At 68.6% G+C, this 18,224-nt stretch carries 19 protein-coding genes; 13 read left to right on the plus strand and 6 right to left on the minus strand.

Annotation, left to right across the window (positions count from 1 at the left end; genetic code table 11):
- Positions 1 to 95 precede the first annotated feature (95 nt).
- Both QM682_RS02035 and QM682_RS02040 read right to left on the minus strand, forming a co-directional pair.
- Positions 96 to 1,385 (minus strand): MFS transporter, encoded by a 1,290-nt coding sequence (locus QM682_RS02035; RefSeq protein WP_415126582.1) that lies wholly within the window; start codon positions 1,383 to 1,385, stop codon positions 96 to 98.
- A gap of 128 nt (positions 1,386 to 1,513) precedes the next feature.
- A complete protein-coding gene (locus QM682_RS02040; protein WP_415126584.1) occupies positions 1,514 to 2,428 on the minus strand; it encodes a LysR substrate-binding domain-containing protein in 915 nt (304 codons plus the stop codon).
- Positions 2,429 to 2,495: 67 nt separating this feature from the next.
- Between QM682_RS02040 and pcaD the strand changes: the two genes are divergently transcribed.
- The 6 genes from pcaD to QM682_RS02070 all read left to right on the plus strand — a co-directional run bounded on the left by pcaD (position 2,496) and on the right by QM682_RS02070 (position 7,315).
- A complete protein-coding gene (pcaD, locus tag QM682_RS02045; protein ID WP_415126586.1) occupies positions 2,496 to 3,275 on the plus strand; it encodes a 3-oxoadipate enol-lactonase in 780 nt (259 codons plus the stop codon).
- Positions 3,272 to 3,670: a 4-carboxymuconolactone decarboxylase gene (gene pcaC, locus QM682_RS02050; RefSeq protein WP_415126588.1), complete on the plus strand. Its 399-nt coding sequence runs from the start codon at positions 3,272 to 3,274 to the stop codon at positions 3,668 to 3,670. The genes pcaD and pcaC overlap by 4 nt, the downstream gene beginning before the upstream one ends.
- Positions 3,667 to 4,389: a protocatechuate 3,4-dioxygenase subunit beta gene (pcaH, locus tag QM682_RS02055; RefSeq protein WP_415126590.1), complete on the plus strand. Its 723-nt coding sequence runs from the start codon at positions 3,667 to 3,669 to the stop codon at positions 4,387 to 4,389. The genes pcaC and pcaH overlap by 4 nt, the downstream gene beginning before the upstream one ends.
- Before the next feature lies 1 nt (position 4,390).
- Complete coding sequence (gene pcaG, locus QM682_RS02060) at positions 4,391 to 5,014, plus strand: protocatechuate 3,4-dioxygenase subunit alpha (protein WP_415126592.1); 624 nt, start codon at positions 4,391 to 4,393, stop codon at positions 5,012 to 5,014.
- A 7-nt stretch (positions 5,015 to 5,021) separates the two neighbouring features.
- Positions 5,022 to 5,870, plus strand: a complete 849-nt coding sequence (locus QM682_RS02065; protein ID WP_415126594.1) for a 3-keto-5-aminohexanoate cleavage protein — start codon at positions 5,022 to 5,024, stop codon at positions 5,868 to 5,870.
- A 131-nt stretch (positions 5,871 to 6,001) separates the two neighbouring features.
- Complete coding sequence (locus QM682_RS02070) at positions 6,002 to 7,315, plus strand: adenylosuccinate lyase family protein (protein WP_415126596.1); 1,314 nt, start codon at positions 6,002 to 6,004, stop codon at positions 7,313 to 7,315.
- On the opposite strand, the gene QM682_RS02075 is transcribed toward QM682_RS02070, so the two are convergent.
- The 4 genes from QM682_RS02075 to QM682_RS02090 form a co-directional block, all read right to left on the minus strand.
- The gene (locus tag QM682_RS02075; RefSeq protein WP_415126598.1) at positions 7,312 to 8,142 is read right to left on the minus strand and encodes a DUF6635 family protein; all 831 of its coding nucleotides are present in this window, start codon (positions 8,140 to 8,142) and stop codon (positions 7,312 to 7,314) included. The two genes, QM682_RS02070 and QM682_RS02075, sit on opposite strands and share 4 nt — an antisense overlap.
- Before the next feature lie 99 nt (positions 8,143 to 8,241).
- On the minus strand, positions 8,242 to 9,582 hold the full coding sequence (locus tag QM682_RS02080) for a sensor histidine kinase (RefSeq protein ID WP_415126600.1): 1,341 nt from the start codon (positions 9,580 to 9,582) through the stop codon (positions 8,242 to 8,244).
- Positions 9,579 to 10,241 (minus strand): response regulator transcription factor, encoded by a 663-nt coding sequence (locus QM682_RS02085; protein WP_415126602.1) that lies wholly within the window; start codon positions 10,239 to 10,241, stop codon positions 9,579 to 9,581. The genes QM682_RS02080 and QM682_RS02085 overlap by 4 nt, the downstream gene beginning before the upstream one ends.
- Positions 10,241 to 10,555, minus strand: coding sequence for a PepSY domain-containing protein (locus QM682_RS02090; RefSeq protein ID WP_415126604.1), 315 nt, complete (start codon positions 10,553 to 10,555; stop codon positions 10,241 to 10,243). Before QM682_RS02090 ends, QM682_RS02085 begins: the two co-directional genes overlap by 1 nt.
- A gap of 160 nt (positions 10,556 to 10,715) precedes the next feature.
- Between QM682_RS02090 and QM682_RS02095 the strand changes: the two genes are divergently transcribed.
- The 7 genes from QM682_RS02095 to QM682_RS02125 all read left to right on the plus strand — a co-directional run bounded on the left by QM682_RS02095 (position 10,716) and on the right by QM682_RS02125 (position 18,193).
- The gene (locus QM682_RS02095; protein WP_415126606.1) at positions 10,716 to 11,378 is read left to right on the plus strand and encodes a calcium-binding protein; all 663 of its coding nucleotides are present in this window, start codon (positions 10,716 to 10,718) and stop codon (positions 11,376 to 11,378) included.
- Positions 11,379 to 11,621: 243 nt separating this feature from the next.
- Positions 11,622 to 13,247: a thiol reductant ABC exporter subunit CydD gene (cydD, locus tag QM682_RS02100; protein WP_415126608.1), complete on the plus strand. Its 1,626-nt coding sequence runs from the start codon at positions 11,622 to 11,624 to the stop codon at positions 13,245 to 13,247.
- Positions 13,244 to 14,935 carry an amino acid ABC transporter ATP-binding/permease protein gene (locus QM682_RS02105; RefSeq protein ID WP_415126610.1) on the plus strand — a complete coding sequence of 564 codons (1,692 nt, stop codon included), beginning with the start codon at positions 13,244 to 13,246 and terminating at the stop codon, positions 14,933 to 14,935. Before cydD ends, QM682_RS02105 begins: the two co-directional genes overlap by 4 nt.
- Before the next feature lie 63 nt (positions 14,936 to 14,998).
- Entirely contained in the window at positions 14,999 to 16,576 is a 1,578-nt protein-coding gene (locus tag QM682_RS02110; protein ID WP_415126612.1) for a cytochrome ubiquinol oxidase subunit I, read from the plus strand.
- A 4-nt stretch (positions 16,577 to 16,580) separates the two neighbouring features.
- Entirely contained in the window at positions 16,581 to 17,732 is a 1,152-nt protein-coding gene (cydB, locus tag QM682_RS02115; RefSeq protein WP_415126614.1) for a cytochrome d ubiquinol oxidase subunit II, read from the plus strand.
- A 12-nt stretch (positions 17,733 to 17,744) separates the two neighbouring features.
- Complete coding sequence (gene cydX, locus QM682_RS02120) at positions 17,745 to 17,867, plus strand: cytochrome bd-I oxidase subunit CydX (RefSeq protein WP_415126616.1); 123 nt, start codon at positions 17,745 to 17,747, stop codon at positions 17,865 to 17,867.
- A 170-nt stretch (positions 17,868 to 18,037) separates the two neighbouring features.
- A complete protein-coding gene (locus QM682_RS02125; RefSeq protein ID WP_415126618.1) occupies positions 18,038 to 18,193 on the plus strand; it encodes a hypothetical protein in 156 nt (51 codons plus the stop codon).
- Positions 18,194 to 18,224 lie beyond the last annotated feature (31 nt).

The raw sequence follows: 18,224 nt of genomic DNA on the forward strand, positions 1-18,224 counted from the left end.
GCCCCCGAAGGTGACGGCGCGGAACGGAACCTGGCCATGATCCCGCCCCCCGGAAACAAAGCCGGGCGCCCTGATCACGGGGCCCGGCGGATGGCTTAGATCTTTTGGCGCATCACCTGCGTCGTCGCCAGCGCCAGCGCGCCCAGAAAGCCCACGATGGCGAAGACGTAGAAGCCCCAGGGATGGCCCACCCCCATCGAGACCAGCGTGCCGCCCAGAAGCGGCCCCGAGATCGCTCCAAGCCGCCCGATCCCCGCCGCCATGCCAAGCGCGGTCGCCCGCACCGCCGGGGGATGGTTCGCCGCCGTATAGGCATAGACCAGCACCTGTGCCGAGAAGACGAAGCAGCCGGTGACGAAGACCAGCGGATAAAGCGCCGCCGTCGGCACCCGCACCGAAAGGCCCGCAAGCAGGATGGCGCTGGCGAGGAACCACAGGACCCCCGCCGTGCGCAGCCCTATCCGGTCGCCCACCGCCCCCGCGAGCATCAGCCCCGTGACCGCGCCCGCGTTCAGCAGCAGCAGGAACCACAGCCCCTTGCTAAGGCCATAGCCCGCCTCGACCATCAGCGTCGGCAGCCAGGTGTTCAGCGCATAGACCAGCAGCAGCCCCATGAAGGAGGTGACCCAGATGCCGATCGAATTGCGCAGGAAGGGCGCGTGGAACAGCGCGCGGCCCGAAACCTCGGCCCTGGGGGTGTCGGGAACGGCGCCCTCGGGGGCCAGCGTCAAGCCATGCTCGCGGGCGATGGCCTCGGCCTCGTCGCGGCGGCCCTTGGCGACCAGGAACGAAGGCGATTCGGGCAGGTGGCGCAGCATGAAGGGCAGAAGCACCAGTCCCGGCAGGGCGCCCGCGACGAACATCGAGTGCCAGCCCAGCGTCGGCAGCAGCACCAGGCCCAGCAGCGCCGTCGCCACCGCGCCGACATGATAGCCGGTCATCACCCGCGTCGAAGCCTTGCCCGCCTTGCCGCTGGAAAACTCGGTCACCATGGCGATGGCGGTGGGCAGGCAGCCGCCCAGGCCGAAGCCCGCCATGAAGCGGAAAAGGCCCAGTTGCCACCAGTTCTGCGCCACCGCGCAAAGCAGCGTCGTGACCGAGAAGGCCGCGACCGCCCAGATCATCGTCTTGCGCCGGCCCAGAATATCGGTCGCGATACCGATGGAAAGCGCGCCCAGCGTCATCCCGACAAGACTGATGGTCGAGACGAAAGTGGCCGCGGGCTTGGTCATGAAGGGCGCCTCGCCCCCGGTCAGGGTCGGGATCAGCGCGCCCAGGACGACCAGATCGAACCCGTCCAGCACCACCGCGATCCAGCATAGCAGCGAAACCCAGTTCCTGCCCGGCCTGCCGGCGTCTCCGATATGTTGCGTTGTCGCTGCCATGCGTCCAGCCTTCTCCTGTAATGGGATCGAGGGCCCGGTGCTCCTCGGGCCGGGCCCTTGAATCGGCCCTAGCAGCGCGGCGCGGCTTCGTAAACAGGGTTTCGTGGCGCGCTGTGGCGCGGCTGGCTTTAGCCGCCGTCGCGGGCGACCTCCTGCGCGAGGCGGGCGAAATCGGCAAGCCCGGCGGCGCCGGCTTCCTGGCGCCGGGTCAGCCCCACCGCGCCCGAGAGAAACCGCGCGCCGGTCGGGATGCGCAGCAGGGCGCCCTGCTGGATCTCATGCGCGACGACGCCCTGCGAGATGAACCACAGCGCATCCGAGCCAAGGCAGATCCCCCGGCCCACGGCAAGCGAGACGGTCTCGACCAGAGGGCGCAGCGCCGAAAGGCCGTTCGCGGACAGATAGGCATCGACCATGGGCCGGATCAGCGCCGTCGCCGGGGGCAGGATCACCGGCGCGGCGGCCAGCGCCTGGGGCGCGGGCAGCCCAGCCATCGGATGGCCGGCGCGCGCGGTCAGGATGACCTCATCCTCGTAAAGGTGGTCGAAGCGCAGGCCGGTCATTTCGGAGGGGCCGGGCAGGCGGCCGATGATCAGGTCCACCGCGCCTTCGCGCAGCATCCGCATCAGGTGGAAATGCGGCCCGGTCTCGACCGCCAGGGTGATCTCGGGGCACCGCGCGCAAAAGCGCAGCGCGACCTGGGGCAGGAAACGGGTGGCAACGGTCGGCAGCACGCCCAGCCGCAGGCTGCCGCCCTGGCCCGGCCCCAGCGCCGCCGCCCCCGCATCCAGCGCCTGCACCGCAAGGCTGGCATGGCGGCGGAACAGCGCCCCCGCATCGGTCAGGACCAGCTTGCGGCCCTGGCGGCTGAACATGGGCTGGCCCAGCATCACCTCAAGCTCGGCCAGGGTGCGGCTAAGCGCGGGCTGGGTGATGCCCTGCGCGCGCGCCACCGCCGACAGCCCGCCCTCGGCCGCGATGTCCAGAAAGGCGCGAATATGGCGCAGCTTGATGCCAGGATGTATAACTGCCCGGTTATCCATCATGCCTCATTTAGCATTTGTCCTGCCAGAATTTATTGTGGCAGATTATGGATCGAGGGGGAACATCATGCAAGCTCTGACGCGGCCCTGGGGGGCCATGCATTACCGTGTCGACGGTCCGGCGGACGGGCCTGTCGTCGTCTTCGCGAACTCCCTGGGCACCGACCTGCGGCTTTGGGATCAGGTTCTTGCGCGGCTTCCGGGCATTCGCGCGATACGCTTCGACAAGCGCGGCCACGGGCTTTCGGACCTGGGCGGCGCCTATCTGATCGAGGATCTGGCCGAGGATGCCGCCGCCCTGATCCGGCATCTGAAGCTTGGCCCGGTGATCTTCGTCGGCCTGTCCATCGGCGGCATGATCGGGCAGGCGCTGGCCTCGGCCCATCCCGAACTGCTGCGCGCCCTGTTCTTGTCGAACACCGCCGTCAGGATGGGCAGCGCCGAAAGCTGGGCCGGGCGGATCGCCGCGATCAAGGCCGGGGGCATCGGCTCGATCGCCGAGGTGATCATGGAACGCTGGTTCGCGCCCCCCTTCCGCGCCCGCCCTGAACTCGCGATGTGGCGCAACATGGTCGCGCGAACCTCGGCCCCAGGCTATATCGCCTCCTGCGAGGCGCTGGCGGCCGCCGATCTGACCGCCGCCGCGCAGGCCCTGTGCCTGCCGGTCGCGGTGGTCGCGGGCGATCAGGACGGCTCGTCCCCGGCCGAGCTGGTTCAGGCCACCGCGCGCATGATCCCCGGCGCAAGCTTTCACGTCATCGCCCGTGCCGGGCATATCCCCTGCGTCGAGCAGCCGGCCGATTACGCCGCGATCCTGGACGCCTTCATCAAGGAACAGCAACCATGACCGAGCTTCACGACCAGGGCATGAAGACCCGCCGCAAGGTGCTGGGCGACGCCCATGTGGACCGCGCCGAGGCCGCCAAGACCGAATTCGACCAGCCCTTCCAGGACCTGATCACCCTGTCGGCCTGGGGCACGGTCTGGACCAGCGACGGCATCAGCCTGCGCGAACGCTCGATGATCACGCTGGCGCTTCTGGCCGCGACCGGGAATTTCGAGGAGATCCCGATGCATATCCGCGCCACCGCCCGGACGGGCGCGACCAGGCGGGACGTGCAGGAAGCCTTCCAGCATGTCGCCATCTATGCCGGCGTGCCGCGCGCCAACCACGCGCTGAAGCTCGCCAAGCAGACCTATGCCGAAATGGAAGCCGTAGCTACTCAGGAGGAGAGCCAATGAAGCCAGCGGAATTCTACCAGCGCAATCGCCAGATCCATCCGCCCGCGCTGACGCCGAACTACAAGACCTCGGTGGCGCGTTCGCCGCGCTTCTCGATGATCAGCCTGCAAGGCTCGATGAGCGAGATCACCGGCCCGACCTTCGGCCATGGCGATATCGACCCGATCGACAACGACCTGATCAAGAACTACGCCAAGCAGGGCGACCCCATCGGCGAGCGCATCATCGTCCATGGCCGCGTGCTGGACGAGAACGCGCGCCCCGTGCCGAACACCCTGGTCGAGATCTGGCAGGCCAATGCGGGTGGCCGCTATCGCCACAAGAAAGACAATTACCTGGCCCCGATCGACCCGAATTTCGGCGGCTGCGGGCGCACCCTGACCGATGAGAACGGCTATTACTATTTCCGCACCGTCAAGCCCGGCGCCTATCCCTGGCGCAACTGGGTCAACAACTGGCGTCCGGCGCATATCCATTTCTCGATCTTCGGCACGGGCTTCGTGCAGCGCCTGATCACGCAGCTTTACTTCGAGGGCGATCCGCTTCTGAAACATTGCCCCATCGTCCAATCCATCCCGGACGCGGACGCCATCGACCGCCTGGTGGCGCGGCTGGACCTGAACGCCACCATTCCGCTGGACACCATCGCCTATAAATTCGACATTGTGCTGCGCGGCCGCCGCTCGACCCTGTTCGAGAACCGCCTGGAGGGAAACTGACATGGCCTTTCAAGACCCGCAATACCTACAGGAAACCGCCTCGCAGACCGCCGGCCCCTATGTCCATATCGGCCTGGCCCCCGGCGCCGCAGGCTTCGACATCTATCGCCGGGAACTGGGCCATGACATCACCGGCCCCAATGCCAAGGGCGAAAGGATCCGCGTCGAGGGGATCGTCATCGACGGCATGGACAGCCCGATCAAGGACGTGCTGCTAGAAGTCTGGCAGGCCAATTCCGAAGGCCATTACGCCCATCCCGAGGGCGGCGGCCCGGTCGAAGAGGGGTTCCGCGGCTGGGGCCGCGTGATCACCGATTTCGAGACCGGCGAATGGGGCTTCGACACCGTGAAGCCCGGACCCGTCCGGGGCCGCAACGGCCGCGTCATGGCACCGCACCTGAACCTGTGGCTGGTGGCGCGCGGCATCAATATCGGCCTGAACACCCGCATGTATTTCGAGGACGAGGCCCAGGCCAATGCCAAGGATCCGGTGATCAACATGATCGAATGGGAGCGCCGCCGCGCCACCCTGATCGCCAAGCGCGGCCTGCGCGACGGCGTGCCGGTCTATCGCTTCGAGATCCGGCTGCAAGGCGAAGACGAAACCGTGTTTTTCGACGTGTGAGACCCCCATGACCGAACTTTCCGACAAACCCTGCATCATCTGCGTGGCCATCACCGGCTCGCTTCCGACCAAGCAGAACAATCCCGCCGTCCCGATCACGATCGCCGAGCAGATCGAATCGACGCAGGCGGCCTTCGAGGCCGGCGCGACCATCGCGCATTGCCATGTGCGCGACGACGAGGGCAAGCCGACCAGCGATCCCGAACGCTTCGCCCGCCTGAAAGAAGGGCTCGAAAAGCATTGCCCCGGCATGATCGTGCAGCTTTCGACGGGCGGGCGCTCGGGTGCGGGCACAACGCGGGGCGGCATGCTGCCGCTCGCGCCGGACATGGCCTCGCTCTCGGTCGGCTCGAACAACTTCCCCACGCGGGTCTATGAGAACCCGCCGGATCTGGTCGACTGGCTGGCTGCGGAAATGCTGAAATACGGGGTGAAGCCGGAAATCGAGGCGTTCGATCTGTCGCATATCCTGCAAGCGGCCAGGATGCACAAGGACGGCCGGATCAAGGACACGCCCTATGTCCAGTTCGTCATGGGCGTGAAGAACGCGATGCCGGTCGATCGCGAGGTCTTCGACTATTACATCTATACGGTGAAGCGCCTCTTCGGCAAGGATGTGGCCTGGTGTGCCGCCGGGATCGGCCCGAACCAGATCGTGCTGAACGAATGGGCGGTCGGGTCTGGCGGTCATGCCCGCACGGGCCTCGAAGACAATGTCCGCCTCGACCGCGACCGGCTCGCGCCCTCGAACGCGGCGCTGGTCGAACGCGTGGTGGATCTTTGCGCGCAATACGGCCGCCCCGTCGCGACCTGGCGGCAGGCGCGGCAGATCCTGGGGCTGCGCGAGATCGCCTGAGAACCTCGCGCGCCCCGTCCTCGCCCCCCTCTTCGCCCCCCGTCTTCGCCCCCGCGTCTTTCTTGTCCAAATATCCTCGGGGGTCCGGGGGCGGAAAGCCCCCGGTCCTTCGCGCCTCACAAGGATCACCCATGCCCGCTTCCGCCGCCGACAGCGCCATCTACCGCCGCCTGTTCGGGGATGACGAGACCGCCGCCCTGTTCACCGACAGCGCCGAAATCCGCGCCATGCTCCTGGTCGAGGGCGCGCTGGCCAAGGTCCAGGGCCGGCTCGGCCTCATCCCCCAGACGGCGGGCGCCTTCATCGACCGCGCCAGCCGAGAGGTGCAGATCGATCCCGCCGCGCTGGGGACCGAGACCGCGACCAACGGCGTGCCGATCCCCGGCCTCGTCGCCGCCTTCCGCAAGGCGATGAACGCGCCCGATCACGCGCAATTCCTGCATTGGGGCGCGACCAGCCAGGATATCGTGGAAACCGGGCAGGCGCTGCGCCTGCGCCGCGTCACCCAGATCTGGGACGACAGGCTGGGGCGGCTGATCGCGGCCCTGGGGCGGCTGGCCGCCGAACATGCCGATCTGCCCATGGCCGCGCGGACCTATGGCCAGGTCGCGACGCCGACCAGTTTCGGCGCGGTGGTCGCGGGCTGGGGCCATCCGCTGGTCCGCCACCGTGCGCGGCTGGACGCGGTGCGCCGCGATCTGGCGACGGTCTCGCTGGGGGGCGCGGCCGGCACGCTCTCGGCCATGGGTGCGGATGGCCCGGCCGTGCGCGCCGCGCTGGCGGCCGAGCTGGACCTGGCCGATCCCGGCCATGGCTGGCATGCCGAGCGCGACCGCATCGGCGCCTTCGCCGCCTGGATGGCCGGGCTGACCGCCTCTCTGGGCAAGATGGGCGAGGATCTGATCCTGATGACGCAATCGGGCATCGGCGAGATCCGGCTGCAAGGCGCGGGTGGCTCTTCGACCATGCCGCAAAAGCAGAACCCGGTCGGGCCTTCTGTGCTGGTGGCGCTGGCGCGGCAGGTCGGCCCGCTGGCGCTGGCGATCCAGGCCGCAGGGCTGCATCGCCAGCAGCGCGACGGCGCGGCCTGGTTCACCGAATGGCTGACGGTGCCGCAGATCTGCGTCTCGACCGGGCGCGGCATCGGGCTGGCGCTGGAGCTCGCGGGCGCGATCAGCCCCGATTCCGGCGCCATGGCGCGGGGGCTGGACGACGGCGGAGGGCTGATCCATGCCGAGGCTTATACTTTCGCGCTGGCCCGCCACATGCCCCGCCCCGAGGCGCAGGTCAGGATCAAGGCGCTCTGCAAGCGCGTCATCGCCGAGGGCCTGTCCTTGCAGGATCTGGTCGCCAGGGATTTCCCCGATCTGGACCTTTCGGCGGCGGGTGGGCTCGGCACCGCCCCGGCCGAGGCCCGCGCCTTCGCCAAGGCCGCGAACCCCTAGCGCAGCGCGCGCCAGATCGACGCGGCGATATCGCCCAGATCGCCCAGCCGGGCCAGGATATGCTCGCGCTCCACGCCCGCCGGTCCCCGCTGGCGGTCAAGGCGCGCGAGCATCCGCATCAGCCGGCGCCGATGCGTGCCGCAGACCACCTGCAAGGGATCGGCGATCAGCCCCGCGAAGGTCGTGACCAGCGAGGACAGCACCGAAAGCGCCGCCCCCGTCAGCACCACCTGACCGGGCGAGAGGCGCGTCGGAAAGATCCCATACCAGATCCCGCCCGCCCAGGACCCCAGCGCGAAACCCTCGATCGCCTGGGACTGGGCGCGCATCTCGGCCACCGGACCGGCCAGCGACAGGATGCCGGGCGTGGCCTGGTGGAACATCATGTATCCCCAGACCAGCACCAGCAGCGAGGTGGTGATCTCCGAGACCGCGTTGCGCGTCTCGGCATGGGCGGCGATGGTCGCGCGGACGGTTTCGGGCGCGGCGCGCGGGCCGATGCCCCGCGCGTCGAGTTCGGCCATGAACCGGCCCAGATCCGTTTCAAGCCGCCGCGCCACGTCCGAGGTCAGAAACACCCGCCGGCTGGAAAACCAGGCCGATGCGCGGGCCATCCCCAGCCATCCCAGGATCGTCGCGGCCAGCTTGATCAGCAGGAAGATCGGCGACAGGGTGACGTTCAGCGGCGCGCGTAGAAGATCCCAGCCCAGGGCCTCGCGGTGCAGCGCCAGGGTGCCGCGCCAGCCATAGCGCGCCCGCACGAAGCGGCGCACGGCGCTTTCGCGCCGGGTCATCGGCCCCGGATCGGCGGGCATCGCTTTGGGCATGCGGGTTCGTCCTGGCTGCGGGGCATCTTTTGGGCATGTAGGCGGGGCGCGGGCAGGGCGCAATGCCGGGCCGGGGCGGGACGAATGCGCGGCGCGGCTTCAGGCAGGGTTCAGCAGCAATCGCACCTCAAGCCCCGGCTTGGCGTTGCGCATGTGCAACTGGCCCTGCGCCGCGTCGACCACATCCGCCACCAGGGCCAGCCCGATCCCCTGGCCCTGGCCGTTCGGATCCAGGCTGAGGCCGCGCTGGGTCAGCCGGGCCAGGTCGCCCTCGGGGACGCCCGGCCCGTCGTCGCGGATCGAGATGCAGACCTGTCCCCCCTCATGCGAGACGGTGATCGCGACCGTCTCATGCGTATGGCGCATCGCGTTTTCCAGAAGCGCCCCCAGCGCCTCGGTCAGATCGTCGGGGTCGATGCGGGCACGCAGGCCGGGGGGCGCCTGGATCCGCCAGTCGATCAGCCCGCCCAGGGGCGTGCGGCGCAGCACCTGGACCAGCTTGGCCGCGACGGCGCCCGGCTCGGCGCCGCCGGCGGTGCGGTCGGTCTGGATCCGGGCGCGGGCCAGTTCGCGGTCCACATGGCGGCGCATGGCCTGGACGATCCGCTCGATGCTGTCGGCGATTTCGGCCCGGTCCTGGTCGCGCAAAAGCCGGGCATCGCCCATCAGCGCCTGAAGCGGGGTCTTGAAGCCATGCGCCAGATCGGCGGCGCGATGGCGCGCGCGCGACAGTTCCAGATCGCGCGCGTCCAGCAGCTTGTCGATCTGGCCCGCCAGCGGGATCACCTCGGAGGGCATGTCGGTGCCGATGCGCGGCCGCGCGCCCGAGACCAGATCCTGAACCCGCGCGCCCACCTGCGCCAAAGGCCGCAGCCCGACCGTGATCTGCACGAACGAGGCCAGCAGCAACAGCGCCCCCAGCAGCGACAGATAGGGCAGCAGGTCGCGCAGGAATTCGCGCCGCGCCAGCACCAGGCCGCTGCGATCCAGCGCCACCAGGATCTGCGCCGGAACCGCGCGCGCGCCGGTGCCGACGACCAGGTTCTGCTCGACCGCGATCAGCGGTTCGGCCCGCGGCCCGGCAAGGCTCAGCACCCGCACCTGACCCGGCGCGGGCGGCCCCTTGAACATGGGCAGGGTGAAATCCCAAAGCGAGCGGGACTGAAAAAGCTGATCGCCCAGGCGCAACTGCCAGTAATGGCCGGAAAACACCTGATCATAAAGCGGATCCAGCGCCACCTCGCGCAGAAGCGGCGCGGGACCGGGCGCCGGCTCGATCATGGCGGCGACGGCCAGCGCGCGGGAACGCAGGTCGGATTCCGCGATCCGCTCGACGTGGCGGTCGAACAGGAATGCAAGTCCCATCGCGGCCATGATCAACGCCGCCAGGATCGCCGCCGCCCCGGCCATGACCAGCCGCCAGCGGATCGAGGCCGTCACGCCCCTTCTTCCAGGTAATAGCCGAAGCCGCGCCGGGTCGCGATGATGCCGGGGCCAAGCTTGCGGCGAAGCCGGGCGACGATGGCTTCCAGCGCATTCGCCTCGCGCGCGTCGTCGTCGCCGTAAAGATGCTCCAGAAGCTCGGTCGGCGGGATCACCCGGTCCCGGTTCAGCGCAAGATAGCTTATCAGCCGGAATTCCAGCGGCGTGACCTGGACCGGAATGCCGTCGATGCTGGTCGTCATGCGGTTCAGGTCCACCGTCAGCCGACCGAATTGCTGCTGCCCGGCGCCGCGCCCGCCCGCGCGGCGCACCAGCGCGCGGGCGCGGGCGATCAGCTCTTCCATGCGGAAGGGCTTGGGCAGGTAATCGTCTGCGCCGGCGTCGATGCCCTCGACCCGCTCGGTCCAGGCGCCGCGTGCGGTCAGGATCAGGACCGGGCTTTCGCAGCCCTCGGCGCGCCAGCGCTTCAGCACCGTCAGCCCGTCCAGGCGCGGCAGGTTCAGGTCCAGCACGATCAGGTCGTAATTCTCGGTTCCGCCCTGGAACCAGGCGGTTTCCCCGTCGGCCACCATCTCGACCCGGAAGCCCGAGGCGCCGAGCGCGCGTTGCAGATCGGCCCCGATGCGGGGATCGTCTTCGACAACAAGGGCGCGCATCAGCCGTCGTCCATCTCTTCCTCGTCCACCTCAAGGATGTCGCCCGTCGCGGCGTCCATGTCCACCTCGATCAGGTGACCCTGAGGGGTGATCAGGTCGATCTCATAGACCAGGACGCCGTCCTCATATTCCAGTTCCACCTCGACCACCTGGCCGGGATGGCTTTGCTGAAGCCTGTCCAGGATGGTGGTCAGCGGCAGTATCTTGCCCTGCTGGACCAGTTCCCGGGCCATCCTCATGTCGGGGCCGCCCCCGCCGCCCGCGACCTGGGGCGTAAGGCAAAGCAGCAGAAGAAGGGGAGCGATGCGTGTCATGGGGCGTGGTGTAGCAATGCCGCGCTGACATTTGGCTGACAGAAGGGATCAGATCGCTGTCAGGCGGGTTGGCTTAGACGGGTCTTATCGGCGGCGCCCAGGGCGGGCCGCGACGAATCATCCCGGCCCTCTGGGCCAGAACCCAAGAAAAGGAACTGACATGGCACGCAAGATTGGCACGAATGCGGCGGAACGTATCGACGGCACCAGCCTGGCCGATTTCCTGTCGGGCCTGAACGGCAACGACACCATCCATGGCGGAAGCGGCAATGACGAGATCCTGGGCGGAGGCGGCAATGATCGCCTGTTCGGTCAGCTTGGCAATGACGAGTTGAGCGGCGGCGCCGGCAACGACTATCTGCATGGCGGCCATGGCAATGACGAGCTTGAGGGCGGCGCGGGCCATGACAGCCTGATCGGCCATCACGGTCATGACGAGTTGGACGGCGACGCCGGCAATGACCGTCTTTGGGGCAATCTGGGCAATGACGACCTGGATGGCGGGCGCGGCAATGACACGCTGAGCGGCGGCTATGGCAACGACACGCTGGAAGGCGGCACCGGCAATGACCGCCTGTTCGGCGGCGGCGGCGCCGATGTCTTCGAATTCGAGCGCGGCGACGGCCGCGACACCATCGCCGATTTCCAGAACGGCGTGGATCGGATCGAACTGGACGACTTCAGCCGCGCGCAGTTGAACAGTGTGATCAGCAACGCCCAGCAGGTCGGCGGCAATGTGGTGCTGAACCTGGATGCGAACACTTCGATCACGATCGAGGGATTCAATGTTAACCAATTGGAGATAAATGATTTCCTTATTTGATCTCTGCTTCGCGCGATCCCGTGGTGGATGGCGCGGGCGGATCGGCAAGGCCCCGGCATCGTCCGGGGCTTTCGCGCATCCGGCCCCACATCCGGCCCCACATCCGGTCGTGCCTGCGGCAAGCTGCCTCGCTGCGCGCGGGGAAAATCCCGCCTATAGGGCTGATCTTCGGCCTGTCGCCCCGTCGCGGCGCTGTATAGCTTTGGGCCAAGGACATATTCCCGTGGCAGGCTGGAACGGCACATGCGCGCATCTTTCGACTGGATCCCGGCATTGGCGGCGCTGCTTTGGCTGCCGCAGGCGGCGCTGCTGGCCTTTTCCGTGGGCGCTCTGGCGGCGGGCGGGGCGGATTACGGGCGCATCGCCTGGGCCGGTTTCGGCGTGCTGGCGCTGGGGCTTTCGCGCGCGGGGCTTGAGGCCTGGGCCGCGCGGGCAAGCTTCGGTCAGGCCCGCGCACGGCTGACGGAACTGCGCGGTCGCGCGGTCGCGCTTCTGGCCGGACGCTCGCCTCTGGACCGGGCGCGGGTGCCATCGGGCGAGGCGGCGAGCATTCTGGCCGAACAGGCCGAGGCGCTGGTGCCCTGGCTTGCGCGCTATCTGCCCGCGCGGCGCAAGGCGAGCCTGGTGCCGGTGGCGATCTTCCTGACGGTGCTGGCCTTTTCCTGGGTGGCGGCGGTGGTCCTGCTGGTGGCGATGCCGCTGATCCCGATGTTCATGGCGCTGATCGGCTGGAAGGCCAAGGATGCCAGCGAGGCGCAGCTTGTCCGGCTGGGCCAGATGAACGCCGTGCTTCTGGACCGGCTGCGCGGGATGCAGACCATCCGCGGCCTTGGCGCGGTCGAGCCGGTCGCCCGCCAGATCCGCGCCGAGGCCGAGGATCTGCGCCGCCGCAGCATGACGGTGCTGCGGATCGCGTTCCTGTCCTCGGCGGTGCTTGAGCTTTTCGCGGCGCTGGGGGTCGCCATGGTGGCGGTCTATGTGGGCTTTCACCTGCTGGGGCAATTGCCCTTCGGCGCCTGGGGCGGCAGGCTGGACCTGGGGCAGGGGCTGTTCATCCTGATGCTGGCGCCCGCTTTCTTCGAGCCGATGCGCGAACTTTCCGCGATCTGGCACGACCGCGCGGCGGGCGAGGCGGCGCGGGACGCGCTGGAGCGGCTTCAGGATCGAGGCATGGAATTGCCGGGCGCGGAGGAGGTTGGCGGCGCGGTGCCCGCGCATCCCCCGGCGCTGCGGATCGAGGGGCTGGGGCATCGCCATGCCGGCGCGGAAACCTGGGCGGTTCGCGGCCTTGACCTGGATTTGCGCCCCGGCCAGCATCTGGCGCTGACCGGGCCAAGCGGTTGCGGAAAGTCCACGGTGCTGGCGCTGATCGCCGGGCTGGCGCCGGTGCAGGAAGGGCGCATCCTGATCGACGGCCTGGCGATGGGGCCGGAAACGGCCGCCGGCCTGCGCGCGCGGATCGGCTGGCTGGGCCAGGCGCCGCATGTCTTTCCCGGCACGCTGGCGCAGAACGTCGCGCTTGGCCGCGACCTGGCGCCCGGCGCCCTGCGGGACGCGCTGGCACGGGTGCATCTGGACCACCTTTCGCGGGTGCGCGGCGACGCGCCCCTGGGCGAGGGGGGCATGGGCATCTCGGGTGGCGAGGCGCTGCGGCTGGTGCTGGCGCGGATCGCGGTCTCGGCCGATGCGGGGCTGATCCTGGCCGATGAGCCGACCGCGCATCTGGACCCGCTGACCGCCCGCGCGGTGACGGCGGCGCTGCTGGAGATCGCGCGGGGTCGCAGCCTGATCGTCGCGACCCATGACCCGGCCCTGGCCCAGGCCATGGACCTGCGCATCGACCTGAACCGGCGCGAGGTCGCGGCATGAGGCGGCTATACCGCGACCTGGCCCCGGTCCTGGGGTTTCTGGCCCAGGGGCGGCGGCGGATGCTGTGGCTGGGCGCGGTGCTGGCGGGCATGACCGCGCTGGCCTCGATGGTGCTTCTTGGCGTCTCGGGCTGGTTCATCACCGCGACCGCCATCGCCGGGCTGAGCACCGCGACCGCGCTGGCCTTCGAGGTCTTCATGCCCGCCGCCACCATCCGGCTGATGGCGGTCCTGCGCACCGCCTCGCGCTATGGCGAACGGGTGATCACCCATGACGCCACCCTGGCCGCGCTGGCACGTCTACGCGAAAGGCTGTTTCGCGCCTGGGCCGAGCCGGGCGCGGCGGGGCGGTTGGCGCTGCGGCCCTCGCGGCTGCTGTTCCGGCTGACGGCGGATATCGACGCGCTGGACGGGATCTATCTGCGCCTGCTGGTGCCGCTGGCGGCCAGCTTCGCCACCGCCTGCCTGGGCGGGGTGATCCTGGCCTTTCTGTCGGTGCCGCTGGCGCTGGCGGTTTTCGCCCTTGTGCTGGCGGTGGGCTATGGCCTGCCGCTTTGGGCGGCGCGGCGGGCAGGGCCTTTGGTGCTGCGCCGCGCCCTGCTGATCGAGCGGCTGCGCGCACGGGTGATCGACCTGTCGCGCGGGCAGACGGAATTCCTGATGACCGGGCAGATCGGCGCGCAGCAGGCGCGCATCGCCGCGACCGAAGCGGCGCTGGCGCGCTGCGACGCGCGGCTGAACCGGATCGAGACCACGCTGGCGCTGGGGCTGAAACTGCTGGGCGCGGCCTTGCTGGCGGGGGTGCTGCTTGCCGCCGCATCGCTGGTCCAGACGGGGCGGATCACCGCGCCGGGGGCGGCCTTGGCGCTGCTTCTGGTGCTGGCGCTGACCGAGCCGTTCCAGGCGCTGGGGCGCGGCGGGATGGAACTGGCGCGCAGCCGCCTTGCCGCCCGGCGCCTGCGGGACGGTCTGGCCGCGCCGGCCTCGCGTGCGGCGGCGGCGGCCCCGCCGGCGGGGCTGGCGGTGCGGCTGACGGATGTGTCCCTGCGCCATCCCGGCGCGCGGGCGGACAGCCTGCGCGGGGTTTCGCTTAGCCTCGGCGCGACCGAGCATATCGCGCTGATCGGCGAAAGCGGCGCCGGAAAATCCAGCCTGATCGCCTTGATCGCGGGCGAAATCGCGCCCGGCCGGAGCGGGATCGAGGCCCTTCCCGCCGCGCTTCTGACCCAATCGAGCCAGCTTTTCGCCGACAGCCTGCGCGGCAACCTGGCCCTGGCACGGCCCGATGCCTCGGATGCGCGGATGCGCGCGGCCCTGGCCGAGGCCGGGCTGGACCCGCTGCTGGCGGCCTTGCCCCAGGGCCTTGACACGCCGCTGGCCGAGGCGGGGCTGGGGCTGTCGGGCGGGCAGGGGCGGCGGCTGGCCCTGGCGCGGCTGATCCTGCGCGATGCGCCCCTATGGCTGCTGGACGAGCCGAGCGACGGGCTGGACGGACCGACCGCGCGCGACATTCTGGCCCGACTGGAACGCCTGACCGCAGCCCGCGCCCGGATCACCGCGACCCATCTGCGCCGCGAGGCGGAATCGGCGGATCGTTTGATCCTGATCAAAGAGGGCGCCGTGGCCGCCATCTATGAACGCGGCAGCGCGGGGTTCCGCGAGGCTCTGAACGGGCTTCGTCCCGACTGACTTCGCCGCAGGCCCTTGGGGGGTGCGGCCCCTCCCCAACGGTTCATACCGATAGGCTGATCTATGGAATTCGACGTTGTCGCCCTCTCGCGCTTTCAATTCGCGCTGACGGCCCTCTACCACTTTCTGTTCGTTCCCCTGACGCTTGGGCTTTCGGTCCTGCTGGCCGCGATGGAGACGGTCTATGTGCTGACCGGCCGTCCGATCTGGCGCCAGATGACCAAGTTCTGGGGCACGCTTTTCGGCATCAACTTCGTGCTGGGCGTCGCCACGGGTCTGGTCATGGAGTTCCAGTTCGGCATGAACTGGAGCTATTACAGCCATTACGTCGGCGACATCTTCGGCGCCCCCCTGGCGATCGAGGGGCTGATGGCCTTTTTCCTGGAGGCCACCTTCGTCGGGCTGTTCTTCTTTGGCTGGGACCGCATGTCCAGGGTGGGGCACCTTTGCGCCACCTATGCGGTGGCCATCGGCTCGAACTTCTCGGCGCTGTGGATCCTGATCGCGAATGGCTGGATGCAGCACCCGACCGGATCGCGCTTCAATCCCGACACGATGCGGATGGAGATCAGCGACTTCTTCGAGGTGCTGTTCAACCCCGTCGCGCAGGCGCGCTTCGTGCATACCGTCTCGGCGGGCTATGTGACGGCGGCGGTCTTCGTGCTGGGCGTTTCGGCCTGGTATATGCTGCGGGGCCGGCACCTGGACCTGGCGCGCCGTTCGATGACCATCGCATCCAGCTTCGGGCTGCTCGCCGCGGTCTCGGTCGTGGTGCTGGGGGACGAGGGCGGCTATCTGGCCTCCGAGCATCAGAAGATGAAGCTGGCCGCCATCGAGGCCATGTGGGAGACCGAGCCGGCGCCGGCCTCGTTCACCCTGATCGGCCTGCCCGACATGCAGGACCGCAAGACGCATTACGCGGTGCATCTGCCCATGGTCATGGGCCTGATCGGCACCCGCTCGCTGACCACGCAGATCCCCGGCATCGACGATCTGGTCGAACATGCCGAAACCCGCATCCGCAGCGGCATCCTGGCCTATGGCGCCTTGCAGGATTACCGCGCCGCGCCCTCGGCCGATCAGGTGCCGCCCGAGGCGGTCCAGACCTTCGCCGAGCATGGCGACGATATGGGCTATGGCCTGCTGTTGAAGAAATACGTCGATGACCCGCGCCAGGCCAGCGAGGCGCAGATCAAGGCCGCCGCCTGGGACACGGTGCCGAACGTGCCGCTGCTGTTCTTCTCGTTCCGGGGGATGGTGGCGATCGGGCTGCTCAACCTGGCACTGATGGCCACCTTCTTCGTGCTGGCCGCGCGGCGGCGGCTGGATGCGCGGCCCTGGCTTCTGAAGCTGGCGGTCGGTTCGCTGGCGCTGCCCTGGATCGCGGCCGAGCTGGGCTGGATCGTGGCCGAATACGGTCGCCAGCCCTGGGTGGTCGAGGGGGTGCTGCCCACCCATGTCGCGGCCTCGCAACTAAGCGTCCCGACCGTGCTGCTGACCATCCTGGGCTTCACCGTCATCTACAGCGTGCTGATCGTGATCGAGATGCGCCTGATGCTGGCCGCGATCCAGAAGGGACCGCAGCCCGATTTCGAACCCGAAGCGCCGCTGGCGCCCCAGGCCCTTGTGGCGGCGGAGTAGACCCATGATCCTGCATGAACTGATCGATTACGACACCCTGCGCGTGATCTGGTGGGCGCTTCTGGGCGTGCTGCTGATCGGCTTTGCCGCCACCGACGGCTTCGACCTGGGCGTCGGCATGCTTCTGCCCTTCGTCGGCCGGAACGATATCGAGCGGCGCATCGCCATCAACAGCGTCGGCCCCGTCTGGGAGGGCAACCAGGTCTGGCTGATCCTGGGCGGCGGCGCGATCTTCGCCGCCTGGCCGCCGCTTTACGCGGTCAGCTTCTCGGGCTTTTATCTTGCGATGTTCGCGATCCTCGCGGCGCTGATCCTGCGGCCGGTGGGGTTCAAGTATCGCTCGAAGCGGGAAAGCGCGATCTGGCGCGAGCGTTGGGACTGGGCGCTGTTTCTGGGCGGCTTCGTGCCCGCGCTGATCTTCGGCGTGGCGGTGGGCAACGTGCTGCAAGGCGTGCCCTTCACGCTGGGGCCGGACCTGCGGATCGGCTATGAGGGCACGTTCTTCGGCCTGCTGAACCCCTATGCGCTGCTTTGCGGCCTGCTTTCGGTGGCGATGCTGGCGATGCATGGCGCGAACTGGCTGGTCCTGAAGACCACCGGCCTGGTCCAGGCGCGGGCGCGGGCCTATGGCCGGATGGCCGCGCTGGCGACCATCGCGCTTTACGCGCTGGGAGGGCTGACGCTGTGGCTTTTCGTGGACGGCTACCGCATCACCAGCCAGATCCCGGCGGGCGGGCCGTCCAATCCGTTGGCCAAGACTGTCGCGATCGAGCCGGGCGTCTGGTTTCGGAACTACGATGCCCATCCCTGGATGATGGCCGCCCCGGTGCTGGGCTTTCTGGGCGCGCTTCTGGTGCTCTGGGGCCTGCGGCGCGGCTCCGAGGTCGGCACGCTTCTGTTCTCGAAGCTTTCGATCCTGGGCATCATCTCGTCGGTGGGGCTGTCGATGTTCCCGATCATCCTGCCCTCGACCGTGCAGCCCCAGGCCAGCCTGACGGTCTGGGATGCCTCGTCCAGCCATGTGACCCTGTTCATCATGCTGGTGGTGACCGTGATCTTCCTGCCGGTCATCCTGGCCTATACCGCCTGGGCCTATCGCATCATGTGGGGCAAGGTCACCGAACACGACATCACCGGCCCTGGCCACAGCTACTGAAAGGAAACGGAAATGTGGTATTTCGCATGGATCCTGGGCCTGCCTTTGGCGGTCTGCTTCGCGGTCCTGAACGCGATGTGGTTCGAAACGGTCGAAGAGAAGGTTCCCGTCCGTCACGACCGTCGCGCCCGCTAGGGCGTGTCCTTGGGTTTCCCCTGGCAGCGGCCCGTTGCGCGGCCAGGGGTTCACCATGGCGCCGCGCGCGATATGGCACCGCAGCGGCTCAGGTTTACTCCGCAGGCGGGGAGTTTGTTTACATAATCCGCATTATTACAAAAATATGCGTGGAAGCAAAGCGGATTGAGGTGCTGGCGCAGGTTCTGGACGGCAGCCTGCGCACGGCAACTGCGGCACATGTGCTTGCCTATGCTGACCGGCGGCTGGAGATCCGCTGGAAGGCATCTCACTGCGAAGTGCCAAAATCGGTCATTCAGCTGCAAGTCAATGACTCGGTGAAATAATTTCTTTCGATAGTGTGCCTGCCGCCGATGC

It is taken from the genome of Paracoccus sp. (in: a-proteobacteria) (genome assembly GCF_047605025.1).
Taxonomy (GTDB): Bacteria; Pseudomonadota; Alphaproteobacteria; order Rhodobacterales; family Rhodobacteraceae; genus Paracoccus.

Coding starts and splice junctions, on each gene's coding strand:
- QM682_RS02110 (WP_415126612.1), top strand. CDS start 14,999: ATGGAATTCGACGTTGTCGCCCTCTCGCGCTTTCAATTCGCGCTGACG.
- pcaC (WP_415126588.1), top strand. CDS start 3,272: ATGACCGAGCTTCACGACCAGGGCATGAAGACCCGCCGCAAGGTGCTG.
- QM682_RS02065 (WP_415126594.1), top strand. CDS start 5,022: ATGACCGAACTTTCCGACAAACCCTGCATCATCTGCGTGGCCATCACC.
- pcaD (WP_415126586.1), top strand. CDS start 2,496: ATGCAAGCTCTGACGCGGCCCTGGGGGGCCATGCATTACCGTGTCGAC.
- QM682_RS02035 (WP_415126582.1), bottom strand. CDS start 1,385: ATGGCAGCGACAACGCAACATATCGGAGACGCCGGCAGGCCGGGCAGG.
- QM682_RS02070 (WP_415126596.1), top strand. CDS start 6,002: ATGCCCGCTTCCGCCGCCGACAGCGCCATCTACCGCCGCCTGTTCGGG.
- QM682_RS02095 (WP_415126606.1), top strand. CDS start 10,716: ATGGCACGCAAGATTGGCACGAATGCGGCGGAACGTATCGACGGCACC.
- pcaH (WP_415126590.1), top strand. CDS start 3,667: ATGAAGCCAGCGGAATTCTACCAGCGCAATCGCCAGATCCATCCGCCC.
- pcaG (WP_415126592.1), top strand. CDS start 4,391: ATGGCCTTTCAAGACCCGCAATACCTACAGGAAACCGCCTCGCAGACC.
- cydB (WP_415126614.1), top strand. CDS start 16,581: ATGATCCTGCATGAACTGATCGATTACGACACCCTGCGCGTGATCTGG.
- QM682_RS02105 (WP_415126610.1), top strand. CDS start 13,244: ATGAGGCGGCTATACCGCGACCTGGCCCCGGTCCTGGGGTTTCTGGCC.
- cydX (WP_415126616.1), top strand. CDS start 17,745: ATGTGGTATTTCGCATGGATCCTGGGCCTGCCTTTGGCGGTCTGCTTC.
- cydD (WP_415126608.1), top strand. CDS start 11,622: ATGCGCGCATCTTTCGACTGGATCCCGGCATTGGCGGCGCTGCTTTGG.
- QM682_RS02085 (WP_415126602.1), bottom strand. CDS start 10,241: ATGCGCGCCCTTGTTGTCGAAGACGATCCCCGCATCGGGGCCGATCTG.
- QM682_RS02040 (WP_415126584.1), bottom strand. CDS start 2,428: ATGGATAACCGGGCAGTTATACATCCTGGCATCAAGCTGCGCCATATT.
- QM682_RS02075 (WP_415126598.1), bottom strand. CDS start 8,142: ATGCCCAAAGCGATGCCCGCCGATCCGGGGCCGATGACCCGGCGCGAA.
- QM682_RS02090 (WP_415126604.1), bottom strand. CDS start 10,555: ATGACACGCATCGCTCCCCTTCTTCTGCTGCTTTGCCTTACGCCCCAG.